The organism is Aeromonas sp. S12(2024), assembly GCF_041402305.1.
GTDB lineage: Bacteria > Pseudomonadota > Gammaproteobacteria > Enterobacterales > Aeromonadaceae > Aeromonas > Aeromonas veronii.
In genome coordinates, this window is sequence record NZ_JBGLRB010000002.1 from 316804 (window position 1) to 330412 (window position 13609).

Annotated in this window: 12 protein-coding genes; 11 read left to right on the top strand and 1 reads right to left on the bottom strand. The window is 60.1% G+C overall.

Translation table 11 applies throughout. From position 1 onward, the window contains the following. Nucleotides 1–5: 5 nt before the first annotated feature. Entirely contained in the window at nt 6–1025 is a 1020-nt protein-coding gene (locus tag ACB035_RS03330; RefSeq protein WP_371166673.1) for a diguanylate cyclase domain-containing protein, read from the bottom strand. A gap of 1282 nt (nt 1026–2307) precedes the next feature. Here ACB035_RS03330 and hybO point away from each other — a divergent pair. The 11 genes from hybO (at nt 2308) to ACB035_RS03385 (ending at nt 13386) form a co-directional block, all read left to right on the top strand. Then, a complete protein-coding gene (hybO, locus tag ACB035_RS03335) occupies nt 2308–3441 on the top strand; it encodes a hydrogenase 2 small subunit (RefSeq protein WP_335817126.1) in 1134 nt (377 codons plus the stop codon). A 2-nt stretch (nt 3442–3443) separates the two neighbouring features. Then, the gene (hybA, locus tag ACB035_RS03340) at nt 3444–4490 is read left to right on the top strand and encodes a hydrogenase 2 operon protein HybA (RefSeq protein WP_371166674.1); all 1047 of its coding nucleotides are present in this window, start codon (nt 3444–3446) and stop codon (nt 4488–4490) included. After that, nucleotides 4483–5670, top strand: coding sequence for a Ni/Fe-hydrogenase cytochrome b subunit (gene hybB / locus ACB035_RS03345; protein WP_371166675.1), 1188 nt, complete (start codon nt 4483–4485; stop codon nt 5668–5670). Before hybA ends, hybB begins: the two co-directional genes overlap by 8 nt. Beyond that, nucleotides 5667–7370, top strand: a complete 1704-nt coding sequence (gene hybC / locus ACB035_RS03350; RefSeq protein WP_371166676.1) for a hydrogenase 2 large subunit — start codon at nt 5667–5669, stop codon at nt 7368–7370. Before hybB ends, hybC begins: the two co-directional genes overlap by 4 nt. Then, nucleotides 7370–7900: a HyaD/HybD family hydrogenase maturation endopeptidase gene (locus tag ACB035_RS03355; protein WP_371166677.1), complete on the top strand. Its 531-nt coding sequence runs from the start codon at nt 7370–7372 to the stop codon at nt 7898–7900. Before hybC ends, ACB035_RS03355 begins: the two co-directional genes overlap by 1 nt. Then, the gene (hybE, locus tag ACB035_RS03360; RefSeq protein ID WP_371166678.1) at nt 7882–8421 is read left to right on the top strand and encodes a hydrogenase-2 assembly chaperone; all 540 of its coding nucleotides are present in this window, start codon (nt 7882–7884) and stop codon (nt 8419–8421) included. The genes ACB035_RS03355 and hybE overlap by 19 nt, the downstream gene beginning before the upstream one ends. A 131-nt stretch (nt 8422–8552) precedes the next feature. Continuing rightward, on the top strand, nt 8553–10163 hold the full coding sequence (locus ACB035_RS03365) for an ABC transporter substrate-binding protein (protein WP_371166679.1): 1611 nt from the start codon (nt 8553–8555) through the stop codon (nt 10161–10163). Further along, complete coding sequence (locus ACB035_RS03370) at nt 10148–11158, top strand: ABC transporter permease (protein ID WP_371166680.1); 1011 nt, start codon at nt 10148–10150, stop codon at nt 11156–11158. The genes ACB035_RS03365 and ACB035_RS03370 overlap by 16 nt, the downstream gene beginning before the upstream one ends. Next, nucleotides 11148–11963: an ABC transporter permease gene (locus tag ACB035_RS03375; protein WP_371166681.1), complete on the top strand. Its 816-nt coding sequence runs from the start codon at nt 11148–11150 to the stop codon at nt 11961–11963. The genes ACB035_RS03370 and ACB035_RS03375 overlap by 11 nt, the downstream gene beginning before the upstream one ends. After that, nucleotides 11957–12745 carry an ATP-binding cassette domain-containing protein gene (locus ACB035_RS03380; RefSeq protein ID WP_323935216.1) on the top strand — a complete coding sequence of 263 codons (789 nt, stop codon included), beginning with the start codon at nt 11957–11959 and terminating at the stop codon, nt 12743–12745. The genes ACB035_RS03375 and ACB035_RS03380 overlap by 7 nt, the downstream gene beginning before the upstream one ends. After that, nucleotides 12745–13386, top strand: a complete 642-nt coding sequence (locus ACB035_RS03385) for an ATP-binding cassette domain-containing protein (RefSeq protein WP_371166682.1) — start codon at nt 12745–12747, stop codon at nt 13384–13386. Before ACB035_RS03380 ends, ACB035_RS03385 begins: the two co-directional genes overlap by 1 nt. Nucleotides 13387–13609: the final 223 nt, after the last annotated feature.

Consider the following 13609-nt stretch of genomic DNA (forward strand, 5'->3'; position numbering starts at 1 on the left):
TATGGTCAGACTGGTTGCGGGAGGCTGGGTGACTCCGCCACTCTGGTGCAGTTACGGCCGGATGATTTGGCGGTGTAGAGCGCAGCATCAGCCAGTTTTACCAGTTCAGATGGCTGCCAGTGACTCGATGGTCTGAGGCAGGCAACACCCATGCTAACGGTCACCAGACCGGTGGCATTTTGTGCGTGTGGCTGCGCGAGTGCAAAAATCAGCCGCTGGATATGTTGGGCAATTTCATAGGCGGATTGACGCTCGACATGTGGCAACAGGATGACAAATTCCTCTCCGCCGTAGCGGGCCACCAACTCCCCCGAGCGGCGCCCGGATTGCGCCAGGGTATGGGCCAGCAATCGAAGGCACTCGTCACCGGCAACGTGGCCATAGAGGTCGTTGAACTGCTTGAAATGATCGATGTCGAGCATGATGAGCGCAATCGGCATCTCTGTCTGAATACAGTGCTCCCAGGCCTGGTTCAATGAGTTGTCGAACAGACGACGGTTGCCGATATTGGTTAGCCCGTCGGTATTGCTGAGCGCTTCCAGTTTCCGGTTCGCTTCCGCCAGCTCTTTGGTTCTGAGCTCGATAATGAGCTCCAGCTCATGTTGGCGCTCCTCCAGACTGGTCATCGGGTAAATTTCGCTTTCCCGAGCCGCACTGTAAGGGATGGAGATACTGCTGTGAGCAATTTTCCACGCCGTGGCTTCGTGTCGAAAAATCAATACCAGTCTGGCGGTTCTGCGGGAGAGGATAGGTTCTGATTTCGGTAGATGGATATGAAAGAAGGCGGTGACCGCCACCACATCGGCGGCCAGAGCTTGCAGGGTCACATCGAGTATTTCCAGGCGGATCCTGCCCGGGATCTGGGCAAAATCGCGGCGGGTTATCCGGATCCACTCATCCCTATCGGTAACCAGAACATCACTGCTGCCGGCAAAGCCGCTGAAATTGTCGCTAAACCGCGTGGTGAGCCGATCATCCCGTGATGAATACATCTCGATGTACTCATCAAACAGTGAGCGGATCAACTGTTCCCGTTCAGTGGTCATTGCGCTGGGCCCATGTGAAGTGGTCACGTTTTTCAAACGTTCGATTGAACTATAGTCAATTATGTCATTTTAATTGGCTATCTATCTTGATTTTTCTCGTTTTTTTGTTCAATTCCCGCACTTGGCAAGTGTCCGTAGGGCCAGCCAGAATCAAGGTTCCATGGCGTGGTTATCAGAGGCAGTCAGGGGGAGGTTTCTCTCTGCAACGGTGGCCGCTGCGGGCTGCATTTCACGAGCTGAGCAGGGCTGTCAACGAGTTCGAGTTCGATCAGGCAAGGTAGTTGCTGGAGGCACTGCTCGGCTGATGATTAACACCCTTATCGTTTGTCATGTTCATCGTCATCCCAACTCATTTTTTGGGGTTGCCATTGAACAAGAATAATTATCATCTATATCGATGGAGATGGATATTTACGCTCTGGTTAATTACGCAGGGTGACGTGAAGGTAAATAGTGTGAAGGTGGGCAGTAACATCTGTAACCGGATGAGCGAATGTATCGCGAGTTAAATATGATCACTATGTTGCAGGCAGCCTTCCACCTTGCCTTTTCTCTTACCATTAATTTGAATGCAGATTCACGATGATGCGTAAACATATCCGTGAGTGCGATATTTTACTCACCAGCATCCAAGACAATAAAGAGTGGGGGGAGCGTATTGATATGCATACCTCGGCGGCATCTTTTCATTAAGCTGTGTTAAACGGGCAGGGAGGCCAAGCGGGGTTGTGCTGTGTGGGCTTGCAGTAGAACGTGTCGAACTGAAGCGCAGGTAAAATGCAAACTGAAACCAAGCTACATGTAGGTAAACCGTGCCGTGCAGGCCGTGCTTGCTACCGGTGGCAGCTGGCCGTGAGACAGTCCTGGTATGGGGAGGCAAGTCAGGAGGTTGTCCCGTGGATGACTGTATGGAATATGCAATGGAATGAGTAAAGATATATTCAATGGATCATTTATTGGTGGGCATCAGTATTGTGAAATGAGCGGTATAGCCAAGATTTCAATCATGTTAATTTGGCTCACAGTGAAAGAGAGGATATGCGGTGATTAATTATTTAATATCCAATTAAGTTCATAAAATTTACGGGGATGCTAAATATCTCTTTGGGGGTAATTAATTTCATTTGTGATGTGGCTCGCTATGAAAATAGGGGTAAGCCGGTCGAAATTGATAGAGATCAATACTGCAGGGTGGGTGAGTCCTTAGCATTTCCGCTATTAAGCATTTATCAAACAAGTGCTCACTACGGGAATAAGTAGAATGGTCGAGGATAATTTTTTATCGGCTCATGGGATTAATCGCCGTGATTTTATGAAATTGTGTGCCGGGATGGCCGCAACCCTGGGATTAAGTCAGCATGCTGTCGCCAAGATGGCCACTGCGCTCACCAGCCCCGAACGGCCGCCGGTGATCTGGATTGGGGCGCAGGAGTGCACCGGTTGTACCGAATCGCTGCTGCGCGCCACGCACCCCACCATCGAAAACCTGATCCTCAATACCATTTCGCTGGAGTACCACGAGGTACTCTCGGCGGCCTTTGGTCATCAGGCGGAAGAGAACAAGCACAACGCCATCAAGCGCTATAAAGGCAAGTATGTGCTGGTGGTGGATGGCTCCATTCCGCTCAAAGATGGCGGCGTCTACTGCATGGTGGCCGGTGAACCCATCGCCGACCATATTCGCCGTGCTGCCGCCGACGCGGCTGCGGTGATCGCCATCGGCTCCTGTGCTGCCTGGGGCGGTGTGCCTGCCAGCGGCGGCAACCCGACCGGTGCCGTCAGTCTGGAAGAGGCGCTGGGCAATATCGGCACTCCCATCATCAATATCCCGGGCTGCCCGCCCAATCCCCACAACTTCCTCACCACGGTTGCCTACTACATCACCTACGGCAAGCTGCCGGCGCTTGATAGCAAGAAGCGTCCGTTGTTTGCCTATGAGCGGCTGATCCACGAGAACTGCGAGCGTCGTCCGCACTTCGACGCAGGGCGTTTTGCCAAGGAGTTTGGTGATGAGGGTCACCGTCAGGGCTGGTGTCTCTACCATCTGGGCTGCAAGGGGCCGGAGACCTACGGCAACTGCTCGACCCTGGAGTTCTGCGATGTGGGCGGCGGCATCTGGCCGGTCGGCATCGGTCACCCCTGTTATGGCTGCAACGAGCAGGGGGTCGGTTTTAGCAAGGGGATCTTCCAGCTCGCCAAGGTCGAGAACCCGACCCCGCGGGTGGATAAACCCGATGTGAAGATCCAGGAGGGGGGCTATACCTCGCCCACCGCGACCGGCCTTATCGGTGGCGCCCTCGGGGTGCTGGTAGGGGTGAGTCTGATGACGGTGCGTGAACTCGGTCGCCAGCAGAAGCGCCACGAAGCCGGGCAGCACCCATCACGGGAGGAGTAACCGTGAACAGACGCAACTTCCTCAAATTCGCCTCCGTCGGTGCGCTGGCGGCGGGCACAGCCGTACCCGGCACCGCACTGGCAGCGGCCAAGAACAAGCCGCCCATTCCCGGCGCGCTCGGCATGTTGTATGACTCTACCCTTTGCGTCGGCTGTCAGGCCTGTGTGGCGGAGTGCCAGCGCCTTAACGGCAATCCGGCCAATCCAGCCGGGGCGCAAACCTGGTCCAACAACGACAAGCTGACCCCCTACACCAACAACATCATTCAGGTGTGGAAGAGCGGCACTGGCGAGCACAAGGATCAGCTGGTGGATGGCTATGCCTACATCAAGAAGCAGTGCATGCACTGTGTCGATCCCAACTGCGTCTCTGTCTGCCCGGTGCAGGCTCTTAAAAAAGATCCCAAGACCGGCATCGTTCACTACGACCCGAGCGTCTGCACCGGCTGTCGCTACTGTATGGTGGGCTGCCCGTTCGATGTGCCCAAATATGACTACGACAATCCGCTGGGGGCGATCCACAAGTGCGAGCTCTGCAACCAGAAGGGGCTTGAGCGGATCGATCAGGGCAAGTTGCCTGGGTGTGTCGAGGTGTGCCCCACCGGCGCCGTGATCTTCGGCACCCGCGAGGAGCTGATGGCCGAGGCCAAGCGCCGCCTGCTGGCAAAGCCGGGCAGCGAGTACGCCTATCCGCGCCAGACCCTCTCTGCCAACGACCCTTACCTGCACGAAGTGCCCAACTACCAGCCTTACGTCTATGGCGAGAAGGAGGGGGGCGGCACCCAGGTGCTGGTGCTGGCCGGGGTGCCCTATACCAGGCTCGACATGCCCGACTTGCCGGAGCTCTCCTCCGGTGCCCGCTCCGAGCATATCCAGCACACCCTCTACAAGGGGATGGTGCTGCCCATGGTGGTGCTGACCGGCCTTTCGGTGCTCATTCGCCGCAACACCAAGAATGGTCACGATCATCATCACGATGATGGCCATGATCAGGGGCGTGCGCAGATCAAGGATCAGGGCACCACAAAGGGAGGCAAGGATCATGAGTAACCACAAGGCGTATCCCCTCGGCGGCAAGCTGGTCAGCTGGCCTGTGCTGGTGCTGGCCCCCTTTGCCGTGCTGTGCGGCATGTTGATCTTGAAGCGCCTCGTCTTCGGGCTGGGCTCTGTCACCGATCTGAATGGCGGCTACCCCTGGGGGCTCTGGATCTCGTTCGATCTCTTGATCGGTACCGGTTTCGCCTGTGGCGGCTGGGCGCTGGCCTGGGCTGTCTATGTGTTCAACCGGGGCGAGTATCACCCGCTGGTGCGACCAGCCCTGTTGGCGAGCCTGTTTGGCTACTCGCTGGGCGGCCTTTCCATCACCATCGACGTGGGCCGTTACTGGAACCTGCCGTACTTCTACCTGCCCGGTCACTTCAACACCTCCTCGGTGCTGTTCGAGACGGCGGTCTGCATGACCATCTATATCGGGGTGATGGCGCTGGAGTTTGCGCCCGTGCTGCTGGAGAAGTTCGGCTGGAAGGCGTCGCTCATTCGCCTCAACAAGATCATGTTCTTCGTGCTGGCGCTGGGGGCTCTGCTGCCCACCATGCACCAATCCTCCATGGGCTCGTTGATGATCGTCGCGGGGGAGAAGATCCATCCGCTCTGGCAAAGCTACGAGTTGCTGCCGGTCTTTTCGCTTCTGACCGCATTTATCATGGGCTTCTCCATCGTGGTATTTGAGGGCTCTCTGGTGCAGGCGGGACTGGCGGGGCGTGGCCCCAACGAGAAGTCGCTCTTCTACAAGCTGACCCAGGTGATCGATATCTTCCTGATCCTGTTTGTGGCGCTGCGCTTTGCCGAGATCGTCATCCACGACAAGTCGGAGTATCTCTCCGAGTTCAATCGCTTCTCCATCATGTTCTGGAGCGAGATTGCGCTGATGATCTTCCCGCTGCTGGTGTTCCACTGGGACAAGAGCCGCCGCGATTCGCGCATGTTGTTCCTGGGGGCCCTCAGCATGCTGCTGGGCGCCGCCCTCTGGCGGCTGGATTACTCCCTGCTCGCCTTCAACCCCGGCAATGGCTACCACTACTTCCCCTCTGCGGAGGAGGTGCTGATCTCTCTGGGCTTTGTTGCCATCGAGGTGTGTGCCTATTTGCTGTTGATCCGGCTGCTGCCGGTACTGCCATCACTTGAACGTGTTCACCAAGATTATCAGGCCCGAGGGAAAACCAACGTATGAGCCAACGTATCACCATAGACCCCATCACCCGCATTGAGGGGCACCTGCGTATCGACTGCGAAATCGAAGGCGGAAAAGTGACCAAAGCCTGGTCGTCCGGCACCATGTGGCGCGGGATGGAGGAGATCGTCAAGGGCAACGACCCGCGCGATGCCTGGATGATAGTGCAGCGCATCTGCGGGGTATGTACCTCCATCCACGCCATCGCCTCGGTGCGGGCGGTGGAGAGCGCCATCGGCGCCAAGGTGCCGGTCAACGCCCAGTTTATCCGCAACCTCATCATCGCGGCCCACAACATCCACGATCACATCGTCCACTTCTACCAGCTCTCCGCGCTGGACTGGGTGGACATCACCGCGGCCCTTGAGGCCAATCCGCAAAAAGCGGCGGACATGCTCAAGGGGGTATCAACCTGGTCCCTCAACAGTGCCGATGAACTGACCAAGGTGCAGGACAAGATCCGCGCGCTGGTGGCGAGCGGCCAGCTCGGCATCTTTGCCAACGGTTACTGGGGTCACAAGGAGATGAAGCTGAGCCCGGAGGTAAACCTCATCGCCGTGGCCCACTACCTGCAGGCGCTGGAGTGCCAGCGCGATGCCAACCGCATCGTCGCCATCCTCGGTGGCAAGAGCCCACACATCCAGAATCTGGCGGTGGGCGGCGTGGCCAACCCCATCAATCTGGATGCACCGAGCGTGCTCAACCTGGAGCGGCTGCTCTATGTGAAGAGCTTTATCGACCGGCTTGGCGAGTTTATCGAGCAGGTCTACAAGGTGGATGCCGCCATCATCGCTGCCCACTACCCCGAGTGGCTGAGTCTGGGGCAGGGGGCCAAGCACTACCTGAGCGTGCCGGAGCTCCCCACCGACGCCAACGGTGGTAGCTTCCTGATGCCGGGCGGCTATATCGAGAATGGCAATCTGGCGGGTTATCGCCCCATCGAGAGCCATCAGGATGGCTGGCTGATGGAGGGCATCGCCGAGAGCAACAAGCACGCCTGGTACAAGGATGACGAGCCCCTCAAGCCGTGGGAGGGCAAGACCGAGCCTAATTACACCGGCTGGCAGGATGATGGCAAATACTCCTGGGTCAAATCCCCCACCTTCTACGGCAAGGTGGTGGAGGTGGGGCCGCTCGCAGACCTCTTGGTCAAGCTGGCCGCCAAACACCCGGAGACGGTGGCGCATTTCGATCAGCTGAACGGCATCTACAAGGCGCTCACCGGCTCTGCCATCAAGACTGAACAGCTGCACTCCACCATGGGCCGCATCATCGGCCGTGCGGTGCGCTGCTGCGTGCTCAAAGATACCCTGGCGCACCAGTGGAAGGCGCTGGTGGACAACATCGGCAAGGGGGATACCACCGCCTATATCAAGGCGGAGATCCCGGCGGACAAGGAGTTTCGCGGGGTGGGCTTTGAAGAGGCGCCGCGCGGCATGCTTTCCCACTGGGTCGTCATCAAGGGCGGCAAGATCGAGAACTATCAGGCGGTGGTGCCATCGACCTGGAACTCGGGCCCGCGCAATTTCAACGACGAGCCCGGCCCCTACGAGCAATCTCTGGTAGGCACCCCGGTAGCCGATCCGGCCAAGCCGCTGGAGGTGGTGCGTACCATCCACTCGTTCGACCCCTGCATGTCCTGCGCTGTGCATGTGGTGGATACCCAAAATGGTGAAACGACTCAGGTGAAGGTGCTGTGATGAACACCTTGATCCTGGGCGTGGGCAACCTGCTCTTGAGTGACGAGGCCGTCGGCGTGCGCATCGTTGAGGGGCTGGGGCGCAACTACCGTTTCGCCCCCGGCATCGAGCTGCTCGACGGCGGTACCGCCGGCATGGAGTTGCTCGAAGCGATGGCCAGTCGCGATCACATCATTCTGGTTGATGCGGTGCGCAGCGGTAATCCGCCGGGCACCGTAGTGACTCTGAAAGATGAGGAGATCCCGACCCTGTTTGGCCGCAAGATCTCCCCGCACCAGCTGGGGCTGGCGGACGTGCTCTCGGCGCTGCATATGACGGGGGAGTCGCCCAAGCGGCTCACTCTAATCGGCATAGAGCCTGAATCCCTCGAACCGCGCATCGGCCTTACCCCTGAGGTGGCGGCGGCCATGGGGGAGGCGACGGTTCGGATTTTGACCCTGCTGGCCAGTGTCGGTGCCCCCGCCATCCCGCTCTCTGAGCAGGAGAAAGCTGAACAAGCGCGGGAGGGCCTATGGCGCAGTCCCATTTAAGCGAGGCTGAGAGAGTGCTGGAGAGAGTACCGGAGACGGCACAGGAGTTTGCCGGTTTTGCCACCAATCCCGCGCCCTTGCTGGTGGCCCAGTATGAGCGGATCGCCAGGGAAGAGATGCAAGGACTGCCCTTCTATCACGCCACCATGCCAATCGTTGCGGAGTGCGTGCTGTTTGAAGGTCAGTGGCTCGGCTGTGTGCTCACCCCCTGGATGCTGAGCGTGGTGGTGCTGCCGGGGCCGGATCAGCTTTGGCCGGTGCGCAGCAGCAGCGATCGACTCGCCCTGCAGCTCCCCTGCGGCAACATGACCTTTATGGTGGGTGAATTGCCCGAAAGTGGTCAGCTGCTGTCCTGCTCCCTGATGTCGCCGCTCGATCCCCATCTCGGTGCCGTGAAGGGGCGCTCACTGGTGAGCAGCACCCTCAAGATGCTGCTCTCCTTGCCGGTGCAGCAAGGGGCTGGCGGCGTGGATCTGGGCCGCAGACGGCTATTCGGTGCCCGGCGCGGTCAACCGGCATAGTCGCTAGGTTTCACGCGAAATCAAGTTTAGAATAGGGGGCCATTTTGGCCCCTCACTCCCATGTTCAGACACGCATTCCGCCTCTTTTTTGCGTGATGATCCGTGAGTGGTACAAAACAAGAAGGATCCCCATGACTGTTTCTCGCAATTCCCTTCGCCATTACGCCAGATCCAGCGCTACCGCCCTGTTGACCCTGCTGCTGGGCACCGCTTCTCACGCGGCGCTGGCCGCCGCCCAACCTGTGCCTGCCGAACTCAAGCTCGCCATCGGCAGTGAGCCCACCGAAGGGTTTGACCCGCTGCTCGGCTGGAGCCACGGCAGCTACCTGCTGCTGCATAGCCCGCTGCTCAAGCAGAACGCCGATCTCAGCTGGCAGAATGTGCTTACCCAGGCTGTGACCCCGAACAAGGATGGCAAGGGGTGGCTCATTACCCTCAGGCCTGACCTGAAATTCTCCAGCGGCGCGCCGCTCACCGCCGAGGATGTGGCCTTTACCTACAACAGCGCCGCCAAGGGTGGCGGCAAGATCGACATGGGCAACTTTGTCTCGGCCAAGGTGCTCTCGCCCACCGAGGTGGCCATCACTCTTAGCGCCCCTCAGAGCACCTTCGTCAACGTGCTGGGATCCTTGGGGATAGTGTCGAAGCAGGATTACGACGCAAAAGCCTATGCCCAAAAACCGGTCGGTGCCGGCCCTTACCGGCTGGTAAGCTTCCTGCCCGGTCAACAGCTGGTGGTGGAGTCGAACCCCTTTTACGCCGGCGGCAGCAATGACTTCAAGCGGCTGGTCTTTGTCTTTATCGATGAAGAGAGCGCCTATGCTGCTGCCCAGAGTAGCCAGCTCGATGTGGTGCGCATTGCCCCGTCGCTGGCGCCCAGCGTGCCTTCTTCCCTCAAGCTCTGGGTGCGGCCGAGTGTGGAGAACCGCGGCATCGTCTTCCCCATTCCTGCTGCTGGTAAAAAAGATGCCAAGGGTTATCCCATCGGCAACGACGTGACCTCGGATGTGGCGGTGCGCCGCGCCATCAACTACGCCATCGACCGCAAGCTGCTGGCCGACCAGCTGCTGGAAGGACATGCCATCCCCGCCTACAGCGCGGTAGAAGGCTTGCCTTGGCTGAACAAAGCCACCGCCTTCAAGGATGGGGATGTCGCCCACGCCAATGCCCTGCTCGACGAGGCGGGTTGGAAGATGGGCAGTGACGGCATTCGCCACAAGGGCAAGCTGCGCGCCGGCTTTACCCTCTGGTACACCAGTGGCGACAGCACCCGTCGGGATCTGGCGGAAGCGGTGCGGGCCATGCTTAAACCCATTGGCCTTGAGGTGAGCCTCAAGTCCGGCAGTTGGGAGCAGGTGGAGCGCGAAATGCACGCCAACCCGGTACTGATGGGGTGGGGGAGTCTGGATCCCATGGAGCTCTATCACCACTACCAGAGCGGCTCCGGTGGTGTAGAGTTCTACAACCCGGGCTACTACAGCAACGCTGTGGTGGATGGCCACCTCAAGCAGGCGCTGGATGCCCCAAACTGGCAGGCGGCCGTGCCGTTCTGGCAGCAGGTGGAGTGGGATGGCAAAACCGGCGCCGGAGTGCAGGGAGATGCCGCCTGGGCCTGGCTGCTCAACGTGCAGCACACCTATCTCGCCAACCGCTGCATCGATCTTGGCAAGGGGGCGCCGGAAATCCACGGTAGCTGGTCCCTGCTCAACAACCTGCAGGATTGGCGGTGGACGTGCCGGTAAGTTCGCCCTTGAGTCATTCAGGTTATCTGTTGCTAAAAGCCCTGCTGCGTCTGGCAGGGCTGCTCTGTCTGGTCTCTGTCGCCACCTTTGTGCTGCTGAGTTACTCCCCCATCGACCCCATCAAGGCCTATATCGGCAACGATCTGCTCCATGTGCCGCCGGAACAGTACGCCCGCATCGCCGCTCGCTGGGGGCTGGATCAACCGCTCTGGCTGCGCTACTGGCACTGGTTTACCCAGGTGCTGCAGGGGGATCTCGGTTACTCCATGCTCTACAACGCGCCTGTGGGTGAGGTCATTGGCCAGCGTTTTGCTGCCTCCTTCCTGCTGCTGGCGGGCGCCTGGCTGCTCTCCGGCTTTTTCGGCATTCTGCTTGGCCTCTGCGCCGGTCGCTATCTCAATCGTTGGCCCGATCGCCTGATTTGCCGTTTTGCCTATCTGCTCGCCTCCCTGCCCACCTTCTGGGTCGGCCTGTTGCTGCTCGCCCTGTTTGCGGTGCATTGGCCACTACTGCCAGTCTGCTGCGCCTGGACGCCGGGCCTCTCCGCCGATGAGGCAGATTGGGCTATGCGAGCGCGCCATCTGCTGCTGCCGGTCACCACGCTCGCCCTGCTCGGACTGGGCAACATTGCCCTGCATACCCGGGCGCGGGTGGCCGAGGTGCTGGAGAGCGACTTTATCCGCTACGCCCGCGCTCAGGGGGATGGCGGCTGGCCCATGCTGCGTTTTCATGTGCTGCGCCACGCCCTGACCCCGGCGCTCTGCCTGCAGTTTGCCTCCCTTGGCGAGCTGATTGGCGGCTCGCTCTTGGCCGAGAAGGTCTTCTCCTATCCGGGGCTCGGCCAGGCCACCGTGGATGCGGGGCTGCGGGGGGATATCCCCTTGCTGATGGGAATCGTGCTCTTCTGTACCCTGCTGGTCTTTATTGGCAATACGGTGGCCAGTTTGCTGCTGGCGCGCATCAATCGTGGCTGGGAGGGTGAGCATGCTGTTTAATCCGTTACCCTCCATACTGCGGCTGGGTTTTGCCCTGCTAGGATTGACGCTGCTGGCTGCTTACGGCTGGAGCCTCTCTCATCAGGATGTGCCGATGGATCTGCTGGCGCGCCAGCAACCTCCCTCGCTGACCCACTGGTTCGGCACCGATCAGATGGGGCGGGATCTCTGGTTGCGCGCCTTTCAGGGCACCCTCACCAGTCTGGAGCTTGGCATCAGCACTGCGCTCTGCAGCGGGTTGCTGGCCATGGTGGCGGCCAGCGTATCGCTCGTTCACCCCAGATGTGATGCGGCGGTGCGAATGGTGATCGACGCCATGCTGGCGCTGCCCCATATGCTGCTCTTGATCCTTATCTGCTTTACCGTGGGGGGCGGCATGCGCGGGGTGATCCTGGCGGTGGCACTCACCCACTGGCCGAAGCTGGCGCTCATTCTCTGCGCCGAGGCGCGGCGGATCGCCTGCAGCGACTATGTGGTGCTGGCCCGCTGTCAGGGGATGGGGGCGCTGCGTCGCTGGCGTACTCACCTGTTGCCGGGGCTGTTGCCCCAGTGGTTTATCGGCACCCTGCTGATGTTTCCCCATGCGGTACTGCACAGCGCGGCCTTGAGCTTTCTCGGCTTTGGTCTGGCGGCCCACGAGGCCTCGCTGGGTCTGCTGCTGGCCGATGCCCTGCGTTATCTGACTGGTGGCGGTTGGTGGCTGGCCCTCTTCCCGGGGCTGATGTTGCTGCTGCTGGTTCTGCTGTTTGATCAGGCTACCCGCGCCTTGCAACAGCTGTTGTGGCACAGGAGTGAACCATGCTGAGTTTTGATCAGGTGACCATAGAGGCGGTCCACTACTCCTGGCTGGGGCGGCGCAGCTGGCAGCCTTTGCTGACCGATATCAGCCTGCAACTGGCGCCGGGGGAGATAGTGGCGCTGGTGGGGGGGAGCGGCGAGGGCAAGAGCCTGTTGCTGCAAAGCGCCCTGACATTGCTGCCGGACAATCTGCGCATGCGCGGCAGCATCTCCCTCGATGGCACACCTCTGTGCGATGCCAGCCGCGCCCGTCTGCGCGGTCACACTCTCTGCTATGTGCCACAGGGAGTAAGCGCCCTCAATCCATTGCTGACGGTGGAGCGCCAGCTGGGGCGTGCGGCACGTCTCTGCGGCCAGAGCGGTTCTCGCAAGCGGCTCGGCGAGCAGCTGCTGCGCTACCAGCTGCCTGCTGCCACTCTGGATCGCTATCCGCGCCAGCTCTCCGGTGGCATGGCCAAGCGCATTCTGGCCTGTACTGCGGCGCTCGGCGGTGCTCGCTACATTCTGGCAGACGAGATCACCGCCTGGCTCGACGAGGGGCTGGCCTGTCTGCTGCTCGGCCAGTTGCGTGAATTGGCCAATCAGGGCAACGGTATCCTCTGGGTGACCCACGATCTGGCGCTGGCGGCTCGCTTTGCCGATCGCATTGTGGCGCTGCATCAGGGGCAGGTGAGCGATACCTTGAGCTGCCACCATCTGCGCCAGGGGCAGGGGAGCGAGATGCTCCGCGCCCACTGGCAGGCGCTGCCCGAGTTCAATGCGCTCTTCTCTGTGCCGGAGGTCTCCTGATGTTGGAAGTACGAAATCTCACCATCGCCCAGGGGGAACGCCCCCTCTGGCAGGGGTTATCGCTGACGGTGAAAGCGGGGGAGCGGCTCGGTATCTCTGCCCCCAGCGGCCATGGTAAGACCACGCTGGGGCGGGTATTGGCCGGTTGGCAACCGGTTGGGGCTGGCGGGCAGATCCTGCTGGATGGGCAGCCAGTACCTGAACAGGTAAAAGGTTATAACCCCATCCAGCTGGTGCCCCAGCATCCGGAACTGACCTTCAATCCCTATCGCACCACAGGGCAGGCGCTCTGGGATGTATGGCGCCCCGATGACGCCATGCTGGCCCGCTTTATGGTCAAGCCTGAATGGCTTGGTCGTAAACCCGGTCAACTCTCCGGTGGCGAGCTGGCCCGCATCGCGCTGTTGCGCGCCCTCGATCCTCGCACTCGTCTGCTGGTTGCCGACGAGGTGACCGCCCAGCTGGATCCGCAAATACAGCGTCAGCTCTGGCGGGAGTTGATGGTTGAATGCGAGCAGCGCGGGCTTGGCATGGTGATCTTCAGTCACCAGCAGGCATTATTACGCCAGATCTGCCATCGGGTGCTGCGCTTTGGGGAGGTGCAGCCCGTGACTGGTGTATTGGCTGAAAATGCGGCCTGATAGTTAGTTCCCCCTCATCCCCAGCCCTTCTCCCGCAAGGGGAGAAGGGGGCAGACGGTGCCATTTCGCCAGGCTCGGGGTTTAGGTTTTGGAAAATCTCGGGGTTTGAAAATATGGCTGGTTGTTATGCTCGAAGCGCCCCCTGAGGAGTTTGAGGGCGTCGTATAGTTGCAGCATGCTAAACCGGTTCCCTCTCCCTGGGGAGAGGGCCAGGGTGAGGGGA